A 20,485-nucleotide genomic window follows, 5' to 3' on the forward strand; every position below is an offset into this window, starting at 1 on the left:
GTTGACCCAATGAGACGCAATGAGGCTCATCGAATTCTCATCTTCGTTTGTTTGGTACTTCTCCTGTTCATCTCGGTTGGGATGACGCGTGGTGAGCGAGGGGTTCTGGTCGGACCGGAAAGTTGGGTGAAGAATACGGTTGCGGTGATTGAGGGCATTTTTTATTCGCCTGTGCGTTCGGCACTGGCCCTTTCTCCGTCGTCTGAGGCTGCATCCCCCAAGTCGGAGGAGATCGCCCGGTTGGAAGCGAAACTGAAAGAGTTGCAAAGGGAGAACGAGGAGTTGAAAAAGCAGTGGGGATACGCCAAAGAAAAACCCATCGACTATATCGCGGCGCGCGTGGCCTTTCGCAATCCCGACCGCTGGCATAACCGGGTAGTGATCAACCGGGGCAAAGAAGATGGTGTGGAACCCAAAATGCCGATTGTGACATCACAAGGGTTAATCGGACGGGTGCAGTCCGTGACGGGACACATGGCCGATGTCCAGCTGTTGACGGACATGGGAGACGGCCCCAGCATCGCCGCAATGATCCAAGGGGAGAAGGAAGAGGTTTTGGGCATCATTGAGGGATACGATGCGCTGAAGAAACGGTTGATCTTAAAAAAAGTGGCGGTCACCGCGAAAATCAAAGCAGGGGAACCCGTGGTCACATCGAGATTGTCAGATATTTATCCAGGTGGTATTCTGATTGGGACGGTTGCTGAGATCAAACTGGGCGAAAGTGGGGCGGAACAGTTGGTGTATGTGAAACCATCCGCCACATTTGAACAGCTGGACTATGTGATGGTCGTAAGGGATCCGGAGAAACTGCAACTGAATCAACACAATAACGAGGTTCAATCCAAAACGGGAGGGGAAAAACGATGAAAAAGAGTTTCGTCGCTTTCCTCTTCATCCTCTTCTTATTTGAAGGGTCAGTCTTCCAGTTGTTGCTCCCTCAGGCGTGGGGGAGCACTTTTGTCGTTATTCCCCAATTGGTGGTTAGTGGGATCATTGTCATATCTTTGTATTTGCCTAAACGCTATGTGCTGATTTTTGCCGTCTCCTTTGGTTTGTTGCATGACATCGTGTATGGGCCAGCGTGGGGAATCACCGCTTTTACCCTGGCGATGGTGGCCTATGGCACATACTTGCTTGCCAATCATTTTCCGCCTTTTGTTTGGATTGTTGGTGTGGCGGTCGTGTTGGGACAGCTCAGTTTTACGCTCTTGGTATACGGTTGGTACCGCTTGTTTGGGTTTACAGATATGCCCTTCCTCCTTTCATTCGCGACGCATGTGTTGCCGACGTTGGCCTTTAACACGGTCTGCGCTTATCCCATTTTTCGTTTCATTCATTATATTTATGTGAAAAAACGGAATCGGCAGGTTGTGTTTGATACGATCATTCGTTGAGCGGCTTGAATCGGCAAAGGAAGGAAAATAAAGGGAAGAAGCGAAATCATTAGTAAGGCGGGTGACGTGAGTATGGGGAAAGTGATGAAACCGGGCGTAACGATTAAAGGCAACAAAGACGGCCTGCTCTTTATTTTAGATGATTCGCGCCCCTTTTCTTATGTTCTCGAGGAATTAAAGCATAAGTTGGAAAACACGCAGGCGGCCCAGATTTGGGATGGGCCGGATATGAAAGTCACCATCAAATTAGGACAAAGGCAGATTACCCGAACAGAAGAATTGGCGGTGCGAGAGCTGTTTTCCATCCGTCAAAACCTGATTGTTCATGCGTTTGAATCGGAGGGCATGACGTATTTGCGAGGGGCGGAGACGGACCTGCAGATCAAGGCTGGGACGGTGCGTTCCGGACAAGTGTTAGTACATAGTGGAAACTTGTTATTTTTAGGTGATGTCAATCCTGGAGGGACGATCCAATGCACCGGCAGCATTTATGTGCTTGGCGCACTTCGCGGATTGGCTCATGCGGGTAGTCAGGGAGATCAACATGCGGTTATCGTCGCTTCCACATTGCGTCCAACCCAACTTCGCATCGCTGATGTCATTTCCCGCCCGCCGGACAGATGGGATGACTCAGAAGTAGGGATGCGGTTTGCCTATATGGCAGATAATCAGATCATCGTGGAAAAAATTTCTCAACTTGGACAATTGCGTCCCGAGCTCGAGTGGAATGAGAGTCGCAGACGATTAAATTTATAAACATCTTACGTTCGCACATTGAAATAAACAGATGTGGTTCATGAGAGTGTAGGATTTAGACGGAGGTTCAGGATGGGGGAAAGTATCGTTGTCACATCTGGTAAGGGGGGCGTGGGCAAGTCGACCACTTCAGTCAATATCGGGACCGCGCTCGCTTTAACCGGTAAAAAAGTATGTCTTGTCGATACGGATATAGGTCTTCGCAATCTCGATGTGTTGATGGGTTTAGAAAATCGCATCATTTATGATTTAGTCGATGTGATTGAAAAAACGTGCCGCATAGAACAAGCGCTGATTAAGGACAAGCGCTGTGAAGAGCTTTATTTGCTTCCGGCAGCGCAAACCAAAGACAAAACGGCAGTGACAAGCAATCAATTGCGCTGGTTGGTGGCGGAGTTAAAAGAGCAGTTTGATTATGTGATCATTGACTGTCCGGCCGGAATCGAAAACGGCTTTAAAAACGCCGTGTGCGGTGCTGATCAAGCAATCGTCGTAACGACACCGGAAAATGCCGCGATCCGTGATGCGGACCGGGTAATTGGGTTGTTGGAGAAAGAGGAGATCGCCCCGCCCAAGTTAATCATCAACCGCATGCGCAAGCAAATGGTGCGGGATGGGGGCATGATGGATGTGGATGAAGTCGTGGCGGTGTTGGCGATTGATCTTTTGGGGGTTGTGCCGGATGATGAACAAGTAATCCGTTCAGGCAATCTGGGAGAACCGATTACCTTTGAGAATAAAAACCTCGCCGCCAAAGCTTACCGCAACATCGCCCGCCGCATCCAAGGCGAAATGGTGCCGCTTTTGTCCTTGGACAAAGAACAAAGTGTGGTCATGCGGATGAAGCGTTGGTTAGGGTTTGCTTAGGAGTAGCTAAGGAATGGTCCCTGGATGGGGAGCCATTCCTTTTTTGTATTCTGCATATCATGAAGCGGTCGTTCATATCTTGTTAGAAAAACATGGGACAAACAGGTGATGACGATGCGCAATGAATGGTCGTTCCAGCATAAAAAACGGCGTCAAGAACAAATGCGATTATGGAAGAAAGGACTCCCCGCCGAGCGAACGTGGGGAAAAGAGGTGGATTTCTATAAGGAGCATCCAACCCCCGAGCTTGCGCCGTGGAATCAGACGACTTGGAAACAGCGGGTTTCGGCCAAAGGAAAAAAGAAATTTCAGACGCAACTCATTGTGACAATGATGTTGTTTGCATTAACTTTTCTGGTGTTTCGCTCACAGTCACCTGCCATGCATCCGGTGCAAGCGTGGATGACGGATTCTTTGACGAAAGAAACGGCATTCACCCGCATATCAGAGTGGTTTGAGCGGTATGCGGGGGGATCTCCCGCGATTCTGCCCGCCTTTTTGCCAGGGAAAAAATCGGCATCCCAACCGCAAGAAGTGCCCTGGCTCATTCCTGTACGCGGGGAACTCGTGCTGCCATTTGATGAAAAGCGGAAGGGGCTGATTCTCCGTACCGCCCCCCATGCCTCCGTCCGTGCGGCCCGGGATGGCTGGGTCACGTTTGCGGACGAGAAGAAAGGGATGGGGCGGTTAGTGGTCGTTAAGCATGCCAATGGACAAGAAACGTGGTATGGTTGGTTGCAGGAAATCAAAGTGAAGCAAAAGGATTGGATCAAGCGCGGGCAAGTGATTGGCTCGGTCCCTGAGATGAAGGAACAGGCGTATTTTTATTTTGCCCTAAAGAAACAACAGCAATTTGTCGATCCCGCGGATGTGATTCCATTTGAATAAACATCGGGGCGGGAGAACACCGTTCAAAATCCATCCGCTGTTTTGGCTGGTGATCGGATCGGGCGTATGGACAGGATATTTTATTGAGTTATTCACCCTGTTTGTCGTCGTACTTGTCCATGAATTGGGCCATCTCGCCGCGGCACAGGCGGTGGGATGGCGAATACGCTCATTGGAACTGCTCCCGTTTGGCGGGGTGCTGCATGTAGATGAATGGGGGACGGTGCCAGCGCGGGATGAAGTGGTGGTGGCCCTGGCCGGCCCCTTTCAGCATTTATTCATGATTTTATTCAGTCTCCTCTTTTACCGCATCGGCTATTGGAGTGAGCATTGGACGGTGTACTTTATTCAGGCGAACTGCATGATTGCCTGTTTTAATCTGTTGCCGATTTATCCGCTTGACGGCGGAAAAGTGCTGCAAGCGGTGATGAGTTATTTCTTTCCTTATCGTTTGTGCATCAGCTTTACCCTGATCTTCAGCATGGTCTTGTCCTGTTTTTTGCTTGTTTGTGCGTTTCTCCTGCCTGAGACCGGGATATGGCTCCACCTTGCCGGCATCGCCCTGTTTCTCCTCTTTTCCAATGTTATGGCCTGGCGGCAGAAGAACTTCCAATATATCCGCTTCTTGCTGAGCCGTTCCGAGATTCACCCACCACCGTCCGGACATAAGAAAAAACTGAGCGTTTTGGCGGATACGCCCTTGAAACGGGCGATTAAACACTTATACAAGGAAAAGATCCATGAGTGGGAAGTGTTGGATCGACAAGGGCGTGTACTCGGGTGCGTGACGGAAAAACGTATGCTGGACATGTGCGTGAACAAAGGCTTGCATTATCTGAAAGTGAAGGAACTCTTGCCCAAGAGCGGCTAGCGAAGCAGTATATGTGTTATAATATTGACTATTTTTCGCGCTCTTAGATGCATAGTTGCAAAAATCATTCGCCAACCGACTAGGGCGTGTCTGGCAAATCAAGTTGACCATTGGGAGAAGGCGGAAAACCCTTTTCCCAATGAGCGCCGATGGACAAGTGAAGCGAATGGGAATACGGTTTTGGAGCCGCCGACATATTTATCAGACACGTCCTAATAAAAATTTATTTAAGTCCCATCATCCTTTTTGCAGGATTTTCATAAAGGTTAGCAAGAGTTACCATCAGAAAAGCTTTTGACAAGAGCAAACGGGTATGCTAACATAAGTCTTGTTGTCATTACCGCACATTACAGGATTTGAAAATAGGCCTAAGCCTTTCCTGACCATGGCGAGTCTCTATTAAGAGGAGGATTGTAGATGTACGCTGTAATTGAAACTGGTGGTAAACAATACCGCGTGGAGAAGAACAGTGTTCTGTTCGTCGAAAAACTGCACGCTACTGAAGGCGAAACTGTGACTTTTGACAAAGTATTGCTCGTGAATAATGACGGTGAAACCAAAGTGGGCTCTCCGGTTGTTGAGGGTGCCAAAGTAGTTGGTAAAGTAGTTAAGCACGGCAAAGGAAAAAAAGTAACCGTGTTTAAATATAAACCAAAGAAAAACTACAAGCGTAAAAAAGGTCATCGTCAGCCATTTACCCAAGTTGTGATCGAAAGCATCGAGGGCTAATGATACGGATTCTGGTGGAACGAAACGCGACTGGGCAAGTGGAGCGAGTGCTGGTCAAAGGGCATGCGAATTTCGCTGAAGAAGGGAAAGACCTCGTCTGTGCGGCAGTATCGGGGATCTCCATCGGTATGGTGAATGCCATCGAAACGATGTTCGGTGTACAAATTCATGCAGATGATGATGGAGATGGCAAAGTAGATTGCCATCTGCCACGTGATGTGCATGATCCCGAGACTAGAGAAAAAATTCACTTGTTGCTGGAAGCCATGGTCGTTTCACTAAAGAATATGGCTGATGAGTTTCCGAAATATGTTACAATACAAGAACGTAATAGAAAATGAAAAGAGGTGGACAACATGTTAAAACTTAACCTGCAATGCTTTGCATCTAAAAAAGGTGTAGGTTCCACAAAAAACGGTCGTGACAGCATTTCCAAACGTCTGGGCGTAAAACGCGGAGACGGTCAATTCGTATTGGCTGGCAACATCCTCGTTCGTCAACGCGGAACCAAAATCTACCCAGGTCTGAACGTAGGCCGCGGTGGAGACGACACCTTGTTTGCAAAAGCTGATGGTGTAGTACGCTTTGAGCGCTTTGGTCGTGACAAAAAGCGTGTAAGCATCGTTCCTGTAGCTGAAAAAGAAGCCGCTGCAGCACAAGCTTAATCATCGAAACTGTAGCGCAACCACAAGCCCTGGCAACTTGCCGGGGTTTTTATTTTCCCGCAAAGTAAGGTAAAATAAGAAATTAAATGATAAAAGCAAGATGGGAGAGATTAGAAGTGGAGCGAACCCTGTTTCAAATGATCAAAACCTACCTGCCAACCATTCTTATCATGATCGGTTGGTTGATTCAACCATTTGGAAAATTGGGGGAGCTCATTTTTTTTCTAGCCACTCTGGTTACGCTATTATGTAGTGGTTATTTCTCTTACATAAACTTCAAAAAACAAACTTGTCTTAAAGAAGCGGAACGGATTAAACAATTGCTGAGCCATGAACGGCATGATGCACTAAACCACATCCAAGTGATGATGGGTTATATGATGCTGAAAAAAACGGATCGGATCAAGACGTACTTAGAGCAGTGGGTGGAACGCGCCGGACAGGAGCGTCTGCTGTCCGAGTTTCGTTTCGCCCCGTTGGCGGTTGCCTTATTGACGCTCAAATATCGTTTTAAACATTGGGATCTTCAAGTGAAAATGGATGAAGCGATGAAGATGATCAGCCAAGAGGATGAGCAGCGGCTTTTATACTCCATGAACGCGCTCTTGGGCTGGTTGGAGAAAAAATTGGCGGATGAGAAAAGCTATCTAAAAGTGACGCTGACATTGAAGCAAGAAGCGGATATCATGGTAATGGCGATCGACGTGCTCGCAGATCAGGGGGAGCCCGTCACCTTGTTTGGTTCGGCGCAGGATTGGAGAAAATTACAACGAACCGTTTGTCGTTGGAAAGGGTCATGTAAGCTGATGGAGCACGGCAAAGGCTTGGAGTTGCAATTGAAGACGGGTCAGCAGAAATAGACAGGAAGGTGACGCTACGCATGTTTGTAGATAAGGTCAAGGTATATGTAAAAGGCGGCGACGGCGGCAACGGGATGGTGGCGTTTCGACGCGAGAAGTATGTCCCGCTGGGAGGTCCCGCCGGTGGTGATGGCGGCAAAGGGGGCGATGTGGTTTTCGTGGTGGAAGAGGGGCTTCGCACCTTGATGGATTTCCGCTTCCAACGCCACTTCAAAGCCAAGCGCGGCGAAAATGGACGGTCCAAATCACAACATGGTGCGGGTGCGGATGATCTCATCGTGAAAGTGCCTCCGGGCACCGTGGTGCGTGATGCGGAAACGGGAGCCTTGATTGCTGACCTGACCGAACACGGACAACGCGCGGTCGTGGCGCGGGGCGGAAAAGGGGGACGTGGAAATATCCGTTTTGCCACACCCGTCAATCCGGCACCAGAGATTGCGGAAAATGGGGATTTGGGTGAAGAGCGATGGGTGGAACTGGAGCTGAAACTATTGGCGGATATCGGTTTGGTTGGGTATCCCAGTGTGGGAAAATCCACTTTGCTATCCGTCGTGTCTGCCGCCAAACCCAAAATAGCTGCTTACCACTTTACCACCTTAACGCCTAACTTAGGCGTGGTTCGCATTGATGATGGCCGCAGTTTTGTCATGGCCGATTTGCCCGGTTTGATTGAAGGGGCGCATCAAGGCGTCGGATTGGGACACCAGTTTTTGCGCCATGTGGAACGTACCAAAGTGATCGTGCACGTGATTGATATGGCGGGATCCGAAGGACGCGATCCTTATGAAGACTATGTCCAGATCAACGAGGAATTAAAGTTGTACCGACAAGATTTGGAACATCGTCCGCAGATTATCGCTGCCAATAAAATGGACTTGCCTGAGGCGGAGGAACAACTGGAACGGTTTAAAGAGCAATTGGGGCCGGATATTCCCGTATATCCCATCTCTGCGGCAACCAGACAGGGACTGAAGGAATTGTTGTACGCCGCGGCCGATCTCCTAGACAAAGTGGAACGGGAAGCGCCGCCCGAACCGGTGGCGGAGCAACAATTTATTGCGGAACGGAAAGTGTACAAAGCGGAAGCGGACAAGCCAGACTTTACGATACGGCGTGAGAACGAGCTGTATGTGGTCGAAGGGGAGCGCATCGACCGATTGGTGCAAAAAACCAATTTTCAATATCAAGACAGCGTGATGCGGTTTGCGCGCACCTTGCGCCAGCTTGGCGTTGAAGAGGCCCTTCGCAAGCGTGGGGCGGAAAATGGAGATACTGTGATTATCGGTGGCATGGAATTTGAATTTAACGATGAACTTGATTTTTAAGCTGGACGGGCAAAGGTCCAGCTTTTTTTGCAGGTGATAACAAAGACCGGTGGGTGGTAACGATTGTGGAGCGCCGTATGGCCATGGATCACCCATAACTATCAGTTCCGCTTGGTTGAGTGGCGGGACTGGTGGCGCTTTACAGGTTGTGCTCTTTTTTGATCTTGTCAAGCAAATAGCGGCAACCGGCGGAGATCAAGCGATAGGTTTCTTCAAAATCGCCGGTATACCAAGGATCAGGCACTTTGGTATAAGTGGTGCCGGGGATGAAATCGACAAACCGGTACAGGGTGACGTCCGGGTTGCGGGCAATCTTGCGCATATTGCTGACATTGCTGTCATCCATGCCGATGATATATGTAAACTCATCAAAGTCGTTGGGCTTCACTTGACGCGCTTTTTGTCCGGCGTAGGAGATTCCCGCTTCATCCAATTTGGCGCGGGTTCCATGATGGGGCGGTTCCCCGATATGCCAGTCGCCGGTGCCGGCAGAATCGATATGGATTTGATCTTCAAGTCCTTCAGCTTTGACATAGTGGCGAAAAACCGCTTCTGCCATGGGTGAACGGCAAATGTTGCCCAAGCAAACGAATAATACAGAAATATTCAAGGACAATTCCCCCTTGATGTTGATTTTTATCATATGTTTGGCAATAACGTTATCTTAACATAAAATAAGCAAAATCTGACTAGAAGCTATTTCAGAAGGCCACAGGAATGGGGAATATTGCGGTTATACCTGCTTTGGCATAGTTATTATAAATAAAAATGATCCACGGCATGCAACATATTTGGTCAAATGGAATGTCAAGGGTTATCACTACCTGGAAGATGTTGGGGAGGATGCGTTCATTCTGGTTGTCATGGTGCCGGGTTTATGATAATGTATGTGTAAACGGTTACATAAAGGAGGGGGGAGATTGGCTACCATCAGAGATGTGGCAAAAGCAGCAGGAGTATCGGTCGCCACCGTTTCGCGAGTGTTGAATGAAACGGGATATGTGCATGAAGACACAAGAAAGCGCGTGCTGGAAGCGATCAAACAGTTAGACTACAGCCCAAATGAAGTGGCTAGATCCCTTTTTAAAGGAGAATCAAGATTAATCGGGCTTCTACTTCCTGATATCACCAACCCCTTCTTCCCGCAATTGGCGCGCGGCGTGGAAGACGTGATGCAAAAACAAGGATTTCGCTTAATCTTTGGCAATAGCGATGAAAACGCGGAAAAAGAACTTGATTATATCAATACGTTTATGCAAAACCATGTGATGGGCATTGTTTCGGCGACGTACAAGCCGGGCAACACCAACTACCGGAACTTACCCATTCCCATCGTTTTTCTTGACCGGACGTCAGATGGCAATCCTTCGGTATATGCGGATGGGAAAGAAGGCGGAAGAATAGCGGCGACTGAGATCATAAAGCGGGGAAGCAAACGGGTCACTTTATTAAAGGGTCCGGAACATATACGGCCGGCACTGGACCGCTTTCAGGGTGCGCTGGAAGTATTGAGTGGATCCAAAGTGGATTTTTATGTGATGACCACAAACTCTTTTTCGTTTCAAGACGCCAAAAAGTGGGCAAACGAGCTGTTTGTCAAATATCCTGACACAGACGGAGTCATCGCCAGCAATGATATTGTGGCGACGGCGATCCTGCATGAAGCGTTGCGCCTCGGAAAATCGATCCCCCAAGAGCTTCAAATTATAGGATTTGACGATATTCCGCAGAGCAGTTTATCGTTTCCGCCCCTGTCCACAATCAGGCAGCCAGCGTATGACATGGGGAAAGAAGCGGCCAGGTTGCTGATTAAGCTCATAAAGAAAGAGAAGATAAAGAAAAAAAATATTCAAATGCCCGTTACATTTGTCGAGAGAAATACGACAAGAGAGGTTGATGAACATGGTTAAGATAGCGGTTGTCGGAAGCGCCTCGATGGATTTGGTGGTGACTTCTTCCAAACGCCCGGGTGCGGGGGAAACGGTGCTCGGGGAGGCATTCAAAACCGTCCCGGGTGGAAAAGGCGCCAACCAGGCCGTCGCAGCGGCGCGTCTGGGAGCGATTGTCTCCATGATCGGATGTGTGGGGGATGATCACTATGGAAAAGCCATCCTGCAGAACTTTAAAGAAAACAATGTTCGCACCGACTATGTGAAACCGGTTACAGATATGGAAAGCGGAACAGCCCACATCGTGTTGGCTGAAGGAGATAACAGCATTGTCGTTGTAAAAGGGGCAAACGATCGCGTCACTCCGCAATATGTCGAAAAAGCACTCAAGGTTATTCGTGAATCGGATATTGTTTTGATTCAACAGGAAATTCCGGAAGAAACCGTGGAGTATGTGAGCAAGATTTGTCACGACATTCGGGTTCCGCTTTTATTGAATCCGGCTCCCGCCCGGGCTTTAAGCCAAACCGTGATTGAAAAAGCGACATATTTGACACCAAATGAACATGAAGCATCCATCTTATTCGGTGGACTTAAGTCTGAAGAGGCATTGCGACGGTATCCAAACAAAGTGTTTATCACAGTTGGGAACAAGGGAGTGCGTTATCACGATGGTGAAAACGAAGTGCTCGTTCCAGCTTATCAAGTGGAAGCGGTGGATACGACGGGGGCGGGAGACACCTTTAATGCAGCGTTCGCGGTGGCTTTGGCAGAGGGAAAAAGCTTGCGGGAAAGCTTGCGTTTTGCGAACCGGGCAGCCTCTTTGTCCGTGATGAAGTTTGGAGCGCAAGGCGGAATGCCAACAAGAGCAGAAGTAGAGGAGAGCCTTGAATGAAACGGAACGGGATTATAAACAGCCATATCGCGAAGGTGTTAACAGACCTTGGACATACGGACTATATTGTGATTGCCGATGTGGGCTTGCCGATTCCCGAGGGGGTGCGACGAATTGACTTGTCTTTAAAGTTGGGGGTTCCCAGCTTCAAAGATGTGGTCGATGTTGTAGCGGATGACATGGTCATTGAAAAGGTTTTTCTGGCACACGAAATCATAGCGGCAAATCAACCATCCTTTATGTATATAAAGCAAAAGTTTTCCGACGTGACAATCGATTATCTGTCCCATGAAGAGTTTAAACAATTGACGAAACAGGCGAAAGCGGTGATTCGAACAGGAGAGGCAACGCCTTATGCCAATTGCATTTTACAGGCCGGCGTCATCTTTTAGCAAGGGGTGAGTTTCATGCGGATCGAGATGAGCAATATCCATAAAGCATTTGGCAAAAACCAAGTGTTAACGGGTGTCGACTTTGTTCTTGGCGAGGGGGAAGTCCATGCGTTAATGGGAGAAAACGGCGCGGGCAAATCAACCTTAATGAATATCTTGACCGGACTTCATGAACGGGATCAGGGAACGATTCTGATTAATGGCACAGAAACGGTTTTTTCCAATCCCAAAGAAGCCGAGCAAAACGGCATTGCTTTCATTCATCAAGAATTAAACATATGGCCGGATATGACCGTTTTGGAAAATTTGTTTGTAGGAAAAGAGTTGCGAACCAAATTTGGTTTTTTAAATTCAAGCGAAATGAAAGCGCTAGCAAAAAAGCAATTTGACAAACTGTCTGTATCGATACCATTGGATCAGGAAGCGGGCCGGTGTTCAGTGGGGCAACAGCAGATGATTGAAATTGCAAAAGCGTTGATGGCAAACGCTGAAGTCATCATCATGGATGAACCGACAGCGGCTTTGACGGAGAGGGAAATTGAAAAGCTATTTGAAGTGATTGACTCTTTAAGAACAGAAGGCGTGTCCATCGTCTACATTTCCCACCGGATGGAAGAGATTTTTGCGATTTGCGACCGAATTACGGTCATGCGTGATGGAAAAACCGTTGATACCAAGCCGATAGCGGAAACCCATTTTGATGAAGTGGTGAGAAAGATGGTTGGCCGCGAACTGACAGAACGCTTTCCCGAACGGAATCCCACTTTGGGTGAAACCGTACTTGAAGTGAAGAAGGCAACGAGAAACGGTGTGTTTGAAGATGTCAGCTTTTCCGTGCGCTCGGGTGAAATTCTCGGCATAGCGGGCTTGCTGGGAGCCGGGCGAACAGAAATAATGAGGGCCATATTTGGGTTAGACCCAATGGATGCCGGAGAGATCTGGATCAACGGCCAAAAAGAGGTCATTAAAACGCCACATCAAGCGGTGAAGCTGGGTATTGGATTTATTACGGAAGACCGCAAAGACGAAGGGCTTGTTTTAGATTTTTCCATTCGGGAAAACATGGCGTTGCCCAACCTGTTCAGCTTCGCTCCAAAGGGTTTAATCAATCAAAAGAGTGAACAAGAGTTTGTGGATATGCTGATTAAACGCTTAATGATCAAAGCTGAATCGGCGGAAACGAGCGTGAAAAATCTCTCGGGCGGAAATCAGCAAAAGGTGGTGATAGCCAAATGGATCGGCATTGGACCGAAAGTGTTGATTTTAGATGAGCCAACAAGGGGAGTGGACGTTGGAGCAAAAAGGGAAATCTATCAACTCATGAATGAGTTAACATACCGTGGGGTGGCCATTATTATGGTGTCCTCTGAGCTTCCCGAAATACTGGGGATGAGCGATCGCGTGTTGGTTGTTCATGAGGGCAGGATACGTGGAGAGTTGGCCAAACATGAAGCCACGCAAGAAAAAATCATGAAACTTGCAACAGGAGGGAAGTGACATGAAAACAATGAGTGAAAGGAAAGCCGTAAATAAAGGTGATCGTGCCGGCCACGTGATTGAGAAGCTCGGGCCATTGCTGGGACTTTTCATCCTCATCTTTATCGTTTCTACCTTAAACCCAAGCTTCTTGGCCCCTTTAAACATTTTGAATCTGTTGAGGCAAGTCGCCATCAATGCGCTGATTGCGTTTGGCATGACATTTGTCATTTTGACGGGTGGGATTGATTTATCCGTTGGCTCCATTTTGGCATTGTCCAGTGTCTTGATGTCAGGGATGATTGTTGCCGGTTTGGATCCCATTTTGGCCATTCTGGTCAGCTGTATGATGGGGGCCGTGATGGGAATGGTCAATGGTCTGATCATAACGAAAGGGAAAATGGCCCCCTTCATCGCGACGTTGGCGACGATGACTATTTTCCGTGGATTGACGTTTGTATACACGGACGGCAATCCAATCACAGGGCTTGGGGATGATTACTTATTTCAATTGTTTGGTCGTGGATACTTTTTAGGGATTCCCGTACCCGCCATCACCATGCTCATCTCATTTGCGGCGTTATGGATAATTCTTCATAAAACTCCATTTGGCCGCAAGACTTATGCGATCGGGGGAAACGAAAAAGCGGCGATGATATCAGGCATTAAGGTGCCGCGCGTGAAAGTGATCATTTATTCATTGTCCGGTTTGCTTTCCGCTTTGGCGGGAGCCATTTTGACCTCTCGTTTAAATTCGGCTCAACCGACAGGGGGAACCTCTTATGAGTTGGATGCCATTGCGGCGGTTGTCTTGGGTGGCACCAGTTTATCGGGCGGACGTGGCCGCATTGTTGGCACGCTCATTGGCGCGTTGATCATTGGCACATTGAATAACGGACTCAATTTGCTGGGCGTCTCTTCCTTTTATCAAATGGTTGTCAAAGGGATTGTTATTTTAATCGCCGTCTTAATCGATCGCAAAAAAGCGGCATAGGAGGGATTCTCATTGAAAAAGGTTTTATTGTTATTCTTGTCACTGTCGTTTCTCATCTTGGAAGCTTGTTCATTGGCGCCTCCAGAATGGGCAAAACCTGCCGCAAAAAAGGATTTGCAAAATGTTAAAATCGGATTGTCCGTCTCAACGCTGAACAATCCGTTCTTCGTATCATTAAAAGGCGGGGTTGAACAAGAGGCGAAGAAACGTGGGATCGAAGTGATTGTCGTGGATGCACAGAATGACACATCCAAACAGATTAATGATGTGGAAGACCTGTTACAACAAGGTGTGGACGCGCTACTCATCAATCCCACAGATTCAGCCGCGATTTCCACAGCTGTGCAATCAGCCAATAACGTGGGCGTGCCCGTTATTACACTTGACCGCTCGGCGGACAAAGGGGATGTTGAAGCATTTGTTGCCTCCGATAACGTAAAAGGCGGGAAAATGGCCGCGGATTATATTGCGGAGCGGCTCGGTGAGGGAACGAAAGTGGCTGAATTGGAGGGTGTTCCAGGCGCTTCGGCGACACGTGAACGCGGCGAAGGATTTCATCTGGTTGCGGATAAAAAATTGAACGTTGTGGCGAAACAATCGGCAAATTTTGACCGCGCCAAAGGCCTGACGGTCATGGAGAATATTTTGCAAGCAAATCCGGATATACAGGCTGTATTTGCGCACAATGATGAAATGGCGTTAGGCGCGATTCAAGCGATTAACAGTTCGGGCAAAGAGATTCTTGTCGTTGGTTTTGATGGGAACGAAGACGCTCTGAAATCCATCAAACAAGGAGAATTAGCCGCCACTGTGGCCCAACAGCCGGATCTTATCGGAGAATTGGCGGTAAAAGCAGCGGCAGACGCATTGCGGGACAAGAAAGTCGCCAAAAAAATCCCTGTTCCCTTAAAGCTTGTGACAAAGGAATAGTCCGGAGAACAGCCTCTTGCTCTTGTTAAAGCAAGAGGCTGTTCCTCTTCATTGCGGACGAAAACAAAAAGAACTTGATTGATAGCGCTTTCAAAAGGTAAAATGTGCGCAATATTAACGCAAGATCGCATGGTTGGAGGAACATGATGGGTAGTGAACCATTTGTATTGGTGCGATTAGATATGTTGCCGGAAGCGATGCAAAAAACGTTGGAAGTGAAGCGGATGCTTTCGGCGGGCGAAGTCAGCAATGTGCAGGAAGCAGTCAAACGTGTAGGACTAAGTCGCAGTTCATTTTATAAATATAAGGACAGTGTATTTCCTTTTAACGCCATGGTAAAAGAGAAAATCATCACGCTGTCCCTCACCTTGGCTGACATGGCTGGGGTCTTGTCCAGCGTCTTGGTCTACTTGGCGCAAGCCCATGCCAACGTCTTGACGATCCATCAAACCATTCCCCTCCAAGGGGAAGCCAATGTGTCCATGTCCATAGACACTTCGCAAGTGGAAGCGATTGAAGAGGTGATCGCCGGCTTGCGCCATATAAATGGCGTCCGTCGGGCCATGGTGGTGGGGACGGGGGAAAAAGATGAAGGAGCGAAGGTTCGATGAAAATAAAAGTTGCTTATTTGGGGCCGGTAGGTACCTTTACGCACGCAGCCGCCAGCTCGTTGTTCGAAGGGAAAGAAGTGCGGTTGGAGCCTTATCCCACGATTGTTGACACTCTGCAGGCTGTGGCTGAAAAGAAAGTGGATGTGGCCGTAGTCCCCATCGAAAACGCGTTGGAGGGGTCTGTGCATATGACATTGGACCATCTTGTGCACCAAGTCGATTTGCCGGTGTTGGCGGAGCTGATTTATCCGATCTCCCACTGTCTATTGGCGCACCCCGATCAAGCCACAACCCAGCTGTCGGAGTTTACGCATGTGTTGTCACATCCGCAGGCGATTGCCCAATGTTATCATACGGTAAGGAAACTGATACCACATGCGACATTTGTCCATACGGACAGCACTGCTTTGGCGGCGGCACAAATCGGACAGCAACCGGCCAACAAGTGGTTGGCGATTGGCACGTCGCAAGCGGCCGAATGTCATCAACTTGTGGTGCGTCAAGAAAATGTGCAGGATCAGGCCAACAACTATACCCGGTTCTGGGCGGTGGGCTATCAACCGTTGGAGATCAATGACGCCGATTCAAAACAAAAAACTTGTTTGCAAGTCACCTTGCCAGCTGATTACCCAGGTGCGTTATATCAAGTGTTGGCTGCTTTTTCTTGGCGCAAAATCAACTTGTGTCGGATCGAGTCGCGTCCGACCAAAACGGGACTCGGCAATTATTTTTTCTTGATTGAAGCGGAGATGGCCATCAATCATGTGTTGATGCAAGGAGCGATTGATGAAGTGACCGCGCTTGGATGTAAAGTGCGGGTATTGGGATCGTTTCCTTATCATTACCATCAGGAGCGCCAGACTTTGTTGGGGAAGTAAGTTTGGTTCGCTGTGGGTGAAATCTGAAAATACGCGGTTTTTTTATCGGTGATTCCCATCATCGACAAAGAAAAGACTACCGACAATCAAGAATCCTGTCGGTAGCCCGGGCACCTGTGGGGCAGGTGCTTTTTTATTGACTAAGTCGTTGCAAACGCTCATGCACCTGTTCCGGAGTCATCCCATGCGCATTGATGACGGGACATTGTTGCACCACGTCTTGCATCCCTCCCACGTTTTCGTCTTGACCGGAAAGGATGATGGCGGCATAATTCCCTTGATTCGTTTGGGCGGCAGAGGCGTTCAGGTTCTCCACCTGATAGCCTTGTCGGCTTAAGTATTCCCGAATAGGGGAAAGGGTCGCTTCTACGGCAACGCGTTTCATCTCAAGTCCTCCCAATGAGTATATTTACCTTTAGTTTGTTTAAACCAAGGAGCTTTATACGGAAACCGGAGAGGAAACTCATGCTAACACATCGCGCTGTGTGAACGACACAAACGCGACAATGAGGGAGGCGACTGACCAAACGCCTAAGATCGTCAACGAGAAAGGCAGCGTGACATTTTCCAACATCATCGGTTGTCCAGCGAGATAATCAGTCAAGTTCAAATGAGTAAAAGCCAGATATTTGAGCGCGCTCCAATTGGGGGCGAGTTGGGACAATAAACTGCCAGAGATCACCGCAGCCAACATGACGCCCATACTTGAGGCCGTATTTTTCATCAGCACGGACACCATAAATGAAATGGTGGCGACAGCGATGCAAGAGAACCAAGCCAATCCATAAGCCATTAAAATATATTTCCATTGCGGGATCAGCTGCACATGATCCACATTGAGATGTTCCCCTTGCTGGTTGAATCCGATCATGACTTGGAGTGACCATCCATTATAGCCGAAGATGATGCCTGAGAGCAGATAGCCGAGCACGATCGTCAACAGAAGCATGAGCGATACGCTTAAGAGCAACGCGATATATTTGCTGAGCAATATTTTCCAGCGCGATACGGGACGTGTCAACAAAAGTTTGATGGTGCCGCCCGCATGCTCTGATGAAACGATATCGGCCGCCAAAATCACCACGAGCAAAGGGAAAAACAAGGTGATGGCATCCTCGGCAAATTTGCGGACAAACGTGGGGGCTCCCGGTGCGGTCGGATTGATGTCGTGATCAAGATAGTATTGTTGTTGTTGAATATTGAGCTTGATGTAGCTTTTCCATTCTTCCGGAACGCGGGTTGACGTGAGCCGGTTTTGTTGATCGACGATTTGCTGTTGGAGCACGGCCCGCCAGTCCGAGGTACCCAATTGCTTAATTGTGTTTTGCGTCGTCCGATATTGCGCATAAGTGAAGATGGGGATCAATACCAATAAAATAAGCGCGATCACCCAAAGCCGTTTTTTGCGTATCATTTTGACCATTTCGTTATAAACGAGTTTCGTCACGGGCGGGACCTCCTGTCATCTCAAGGAATATATCTTCTAATGTAGGCTGGTAGGCGCGGATTTCGGTGACTTGGATTCGTTCGCTCGCAAGATAGGCATTGGTTTCGGCGATTTTATCCCGGGGCATCTGCACGATCACGCGGGATGGCTGGCGCTGTTCGACTTGGGAGACGTAGGAGAGTTGTTTCAGCTTATCCAACCCGTCCGTCACCGGTTGCAGTTCCCATTCAACCAGCGTTTCTCGTTGCACCAGTTCATTGACAGCCGCTGTTTTGACGATCGTCCCTTGATTGATGATGGCCACTCGATCGCACATCAGCTGCACTTCATGCAGGATATGGCTGGAGATGAAGACACTGATGCCTTTTTCTTTGGCCAAGCGGCGGATAAATGCGCGAAGCTCGCGAATGCCTGCGGGATCAAGACCATTGGTTGGTTCATCCAAGATGAGCAACTTGGGGTTGCCCAACAGGGCTTGGGCGATCCCAAGTCGTTGTCTCATTCCGAGTGAATAGGTTTTGACCAAGTCGTGAATGCGCGGCGTCAATTCAACAAACTCCACGACTTCGGCAATTCGTTCGGGAGTGGCTTCGGGAAGCATGCGGGCAAAGTGTTCCAAGTTTTCTTGCCCGGTCAGGTATGGATAGAGTTCAGGATTTTCCACGATACAGCCGACATGGCGGATCGCTTTCAAAAAGTCCGTACGAAGCGAATGGCCACAGATGTGAACCGTGCCGGAGGTTGGTTTGATCAACCCGACCAACATCCGAATGGTGGTGGTTTTGCCTGCGCCGTTTGGACCAAGAAAGCCAAAGATTTCTCCCTCTTTCACATCAAAGCTAATGTGCCTGACAATGTCTCGTTTGCCGATTTTCTTGCCCAAATCCTGCACTGAGAGAATGATGCCCTTGTTATTTTCCATATGCTGTCTTCCTCTCCCTTGACTGATCTAAGATCACCTGCAATAATCGATCTGCCATCCGCCGATAACCTTGTTCATTGGGATGGAAATGGTCGCTGTACAAATATTGCCGGGGCGCCAACTGAAACAGGTCAAAGGTAGGCACAACGACGACGCCTGTAAATTGTTCCGCAATTTGTGTGATCGTATCGTTCCATTTAATCACATAATGATCGGTATCTTGGATGTTCATGTCACCAAAAGGATTATATAGGCCGAACAGAAAAACGGTCGCATCCGGATTGGTGCTTTTCACTTCGCCCAGGATCGTTTGCAGGTTTTTTTCATAACGCTGGCGGGCCCGTTCAATCTGCCCCGGGTCTATCTTTTGCAGGCGCTCACTGCTGCGAAACAGATCATTGCCACCAATGGTGATGACGATCCATTGGGCTTGTTTGACCAATTGTTTGGTTTGACTTTGTTTGATCTGTGACACTAAATCGTGTGACGTCTGTCCGCTGATGCTTAGGTTAATCGCGCTTAGTCCGCCATGTTTCTCTTGCAGTTCCCGTTTGACCATACCAAAATAACCTTGCCCATTACTGTCGCCGATTCCCCTGGTAAGCGAATCGCCTAGCCCAATCAAGGTTCCCTTGGCAGCGACCGATGCGTCGGTCTGTTCGGAAAGCTTGCTCGTCACATTGTTTTTGGCCGGGTGAATCAACGTATTCACCGACAGAATAAAGCCAGCACCAAGCAAGATAAAGGAAAATACGGCTAATGTGTGCAGAAAAAATTGAAAGATTTTTTTGCTTTTGCGCATTATGTAAGCCTCTCTTCTTTATCTTATTTAATTACTATTTTAAAGTTAATTGGCGTCAAAAAAAATGGCAGGATGACGAATGTTTCAATGATGTCTTAGCAAGATCGTGTTTTGTCGTGCATAGGATAATATTGACAAAGCGTATATAAGGGGGTTGTTTCATGAAAATCCACATAGCCCGAGCGGGCGAATCCTTATGGCAACTTGCCCAAAAGTATAATATCCCAGTTGAACGATTACGTGAAGCCAATCCGGCATTAGAGGGGGCTGTTGAGCTGAAAGCGGGCGACAAGATCCGCATCCCTACCGGCAAAGTGCCGTTGATTGCCACGCAGCAAGACAAAAAACCGGACACACCGGCCTTTTCTGACCTGCAAGAGCAGAAAACGGTGGCTAAGCCAGAGCCGGAGGAAGGGCAGAAGCCCTTTTCCACTTTGCCCACCCCACCCCAAATGCCTGAGATGCCGGATTATGAAGTGTTTGATTGGGATTCTTCATCTCCTTGGGAACCTTCGTTTTACGAAGAGGCCTCTTATCCAGTTCATTATCCGCCGCCAATGCCACCGTTTCCCGGATTTGTCCACGGGTTTTGGCCGGCTTTTCCACCTGGCCATCCGACAGCTTATCCATCTGCTTATGATCCATATGTTCCCGTGCCGGCCCCGATTCATCCGGCTGCTTATCCGATGATTCAAGGAGGACTGGGGGAAGGGGTTGGGAACCATCAGGGCTACGCTGCGTACGCCCCTTATCCGGAGGCTTCGGCAACGTCTTATTATTCAGCGGAAGGCTGGAATCCACCGGGTTATTGGCAACAACCCCAAGTGGCGCAGATGGAGCCGGCCAGATTTAAGGAAAGTTCTTCTACAATAGCTTAAAGAGAAAGGAAAG

General features: G+C 48.5%; 25 protein-coding genes. 20 read left to right on the forward strand and 5 right to left on the reverse strand.

The window, feature by feature from the left end:
- Positions 1-9 precede the first annotated feature (9 nt).
- The 11 genes from mreC (at position 10) to obgE (ending at position 8,358) form a co-directional block, all read left to right on the forward strand.
- Positions 10-870, forward strand: a complete 861-nt coding sequence (gene mreC / locus ACFQNG_RS06690; RefSeq protein ID WP_379864122.1) for a rod shape-determining protein MreC — start codon at positions 10-12, stop codon at positions 868-870.
- Entirely contained in the window at positions 867-1,397 is a 531-nt protein-coding gene (mreD, locus tag ACFQNG_RS06695) for a rod shape-determining protein MreD (protein WP_379864123.1), read from the forward strand. Before mreC ends, mreD begins: the two co-directional genes overlap by 4 nt.
- 72 nt (positions 1,398-1,469) lie before the next feature.
- A complete protein-coding gene (locus ACFQNG_RS06700; RefSeq protein ID WP_379864339.1) occupies positions 1,470-2,153 on the forward strand; it encodes a septum site-determining protein MinC in 684 nt (227 codons plus the stop codon).
- Between the two features lie 72 nt (positions 2,154-2,225).
- Positions 2,226-3,020, forward strand: a complete 795-nt coding sequence (gene minD, locus ACFQNG_RS06705) for a septum site-determining protein MinD (protein ID WP_379864124.1) — start codon at positions 2,226-2,228, stop codon at positions 3,018-3,020.
- Positions 3,021-3,134: 114 nt separating this feature from the next.
- Entirely contained in the window at positions 3,135-3,908 is a 774-nt protein-coding gene (locus ACFQNG_RS06710) for a peptidoglycan DD-metalloendopeptidase family protein (protein WP_379864125.1), read from the forward strand.
- Positions 3,901-4,779, forward strand: a complete 879-nt coding sequence (locus tag ACFQNG_RS06715; protein ID WP_379864126.1) for a site-2 protease family protein — start codon at positions 3,901-3,903, stop codon at positions 4,777-4,779. Before ACFQNG_RS06710 ends, ACFQNG_RS06715 begins: the two co-directional genes overlap by 8 nt.
- Positions 4,780-5,196: 417 nt before the next feature.
- Positions 5,197-5,508 (forward strand): 50S ribosomal protein L21, encoded by a 312-nt coding sequence (rplU, locus tag ACFQNG_RS06720; RefSeq protein WP_379864127.1) that lies wholly within the window; start codon positions 5,197-5,199, stop codon positions 5,506-5,508.
- Entirely contained in the window at positions 5,508-5,849 is a 342-nt protein-coding gene (locus tag ACFQNG_RS06725) for a ribosomal-processing cysteine protease Prp (RefSeq protein WP_379864128.1), read from the forward strand. Before rplU ends, ACFQNG_RS06725 begins: the two co-directional genes overlap by 1 nt.
- 15 nt (positions 5,850-5,864) lie before the next feature.
- On the forward strand, positions 5,865-6,173 hold the full coding sequence (rpmA, locus tag ACFQNG_RS06730; RefSeq protein WP_379864129.1) for a 50S ribosomal protein L27: 309 nt from the start codon (positions 5,865-5,867) through the stop codon (positions 6,171-6,173).
- A gap of 116 nt (positions 6,174-6,289) precedes the next feature.
- Positions 6,290-7,033: a Spo0B domain-containing protein gene (locus ACFQNG_RS06735; protein ID WP_379864131.1), complete on the forward strand. Its 744-nt coding sequence runs from the start codon at positions 6,290-6,292 to the stop codon at positions 7,031-7,033.
- A gap of 20 nt (positions 7,034-7,053) precedes the next feature.
- Entirely contained in the window at positions 7,054-8,358 is a 1,305-nt protein-coding gene (gene obgE / locus ACFQNG_RS06740) for a GTPase ObgE (protein WP_379864132.1), read from the forward strand.
- A gap of 139 nt (positions 8,359-8,497) precedes the next feature.
- Here the strand turns inward: obgE and ACFQNG_RS06745 are convergent, their stop codons facing one another.
- The gene (locus ACFQNG_RS06745) at positions 8,498-8,917 is read right to left on the reverse strand and encodes a low molecular weight protein-tyrosine-phosphatase (RefSeq protein WP_379864340.1); all 420 of its coding nucleotides are present in this window, start codon (positions 8,915-8,917) and stop codon (positions 8,498-8,500) included.
- Positions 8,918-9,278: 361 nt separating this feature from the next.
- Here ACFQNG_RS06745 and ACFQNG_RS06750 point away from each other — a divergent pair, with 361 nt between their 5' ends.
- From ACFQNG_RS06750 to pheA, 8 genes are all read left to right on the forward strand, one after another.
- The gene (locus ACFQNG_RS06750) at positions 9,279-10,268 is read left to right on the forward strand and encodes a LacI family DNA-binding transcriptional regulator (RefSeq protein ID WP_379864133.1); all 990 of its coding nucleotides are present in this window, start codon (positions 9,279-9,281) and stop codon (positions 10,266-10,268) included.
- Positions 10,261-11,142, forward strand: coding sequence for a ribokinase (gene rbsK / locus ACFQNG_RS06755; protein WP_379864134.1), 882 nt, complete (start codon positions 10,261-10,263; stop codon positions 11,140-11,142). Before ACFQNG_RS06750 ends, rbsK begins: the two co-directional genes overlap by 8 nt.
- Positions 11,139-11,534, forward strand: coding sequence for a D-ribose pyranase (rbsD, locus tag ACFQNG_RS06760; RefSeq protein WP_379864135.1), 396 nt, complete (start codon positions 11,139-11,141; stop codon positions 11,532-11,534). Before rbsK ends, rbsD begins: the two co-directional genes overlap by 4 nt.
- A 15-nt stretch (positions 11,535-11,549) precedes the next feature.
- Positions 11,550-13,031, forward strand: a complete 1,482-nt coding sequence (locus ACFQNG_RS06765) for a sugar ABC transporter ATP-binding protein (RefSeq protein ID WP_379864136.1) — start codon at positions 11,550-11,552, stop codon at positions 13,029-13,031.
- A gap of 10 nt (positions 13,032-13,041) precedes the next feature.
- Complete coding sequence (gene rbsC / locus ACFQNG_RS06770) at positions 13,042-14,004, forward strand: ribose ABC transporter permease RbsC (RefSeq protein WP_379864341.1); 963 nt, start codon at positions 13,042-13,044, stop codon at positions 14,002-14,004.
- 12 nt (positions 14,005-14,016) lie between these two features.
- Positions 14,017-14,934, forward strand: coding sequence for a ribose ABC transporter substrate-binding protein RbsB (gene rbsB, locus ACFQNG_RS06775; RefSeq protein WP_379864137.1), 918 nt, complete (start codon positions 14,017-14,019; stop codon positions 14,932-14,934).
- Positions 14,935-15,080: 146 nt separating this feature from the next.
- On the forward strand, positions 15,081-15,545 hold the full coding sequence (locus tag ACFQNG_RS06780) for an ACT domain-containing protein (RefSeq protein ID WP_379864138.1): 465 nt from the start codon (positions 15,081-15,083) through the stop codon (positions 15,543-15,545).
- Complete coding sequence (pheA, locus tag ACFQNG_RS06785; protein WP_379864139.1) at positions 15,542-16,423, forward strand: prephenate dehydratase; 882 nt, start codon at positions 15,542-15,544, stop codon at positions 16,421-16,423. Before ACFQNG_RS06780 ends, pheA begins: the two co-directional genes overlap by 4 nt.
- A 133-nt stretch (positions 16,424-16,556) precedes the next feature.
- Here pheA and ACFQNG_RS06790 read toward each other — a convergent pair whose 3' ends face one another.
- The 4 genes from ACFQNG_RS06790 to ACFQNG_RS06805 form a co-directional block, all read right to left on the reverse strand.
- On the reverse strand, positions 16,557-16,808 hold the full coding sequence (locus tag ACFQNG_RS06790; protein WP_379864140.1) for a YkuS family protein: 252 nt from the start codon (positions 16,806-16,808) through the stop codon (positions 16,557-16,559).
- Between the two features lie 78 nt (positions 16,809-16,886).
- Positions 16,887-17,846, reverse strand: coding sequence for an ABC transporter permease subunit (locus ACFQNG_RS06795; RefSeq protein ID WP_379864342.1), 960 nt, complete (start codon positions 17,844-17,846; stop codon positions 16,887-16,889).
- 4 nt (positions 17,847-17,850) lie between these two features.
- The gene (locus ACFQNG_RS06800) at positions 17,851-18,792 is read right to left on the reverse strand and encodes an ABC transporter ATP-binding protein (RefSeq protein ID WP_379864141.1); all 942 of its coding nucleotides are present in this window, start codon (positions 18,790-18,792) and stop codon (positions 17,851-17,853) included.
- Positions 18,782-19,594 (reverse strand): GDSL-type esterase/lipase family protein, encoded by an 813-nt coding sequence (locus tag ACFQNG_RS06805; RefSeq protein ID WP_379864142.1) that lies wholly within the window; start codon positions 19,592-19,594, stop codon positions 18,782-18,784. The genes ACFQNG_RS06800 and ACFQNG_RS06805 overlap by 11 nt, the downstream gene beginning before the upstream one ends.
- A 161-nt stretch (positions 19,595-19,755) precedes the next feature.
- Between ACFQNG_RS06805 and ACFQNG_RS06810 the strand changes: the two genes are divergently transcribed.
- Positions 19,756-20,472: a LysM peptidoglycan-binding domain-containing protein gene (locus tag ACFQNG_RS06810; RefSeq protein WP_379864143.1), complete on the forward strand. Its 717-nt coding sequence runs from the start codon at positions 19,756-19,758 to the stop codon at positions 20,470-20,472.
- The last annotated feature ends 13 nt before the right edge of the window (positions 20,473-20,485 follow it).

This window comes from Laceyella putida (genome assembly GCF_042665195.1).
GTDB classification, from domain to species: Bacteria; Bacillota; Bacilli; order Thermoactinomycetales; family Thermoactinomycetaceae; genus Laceyella; species Laceyella putida.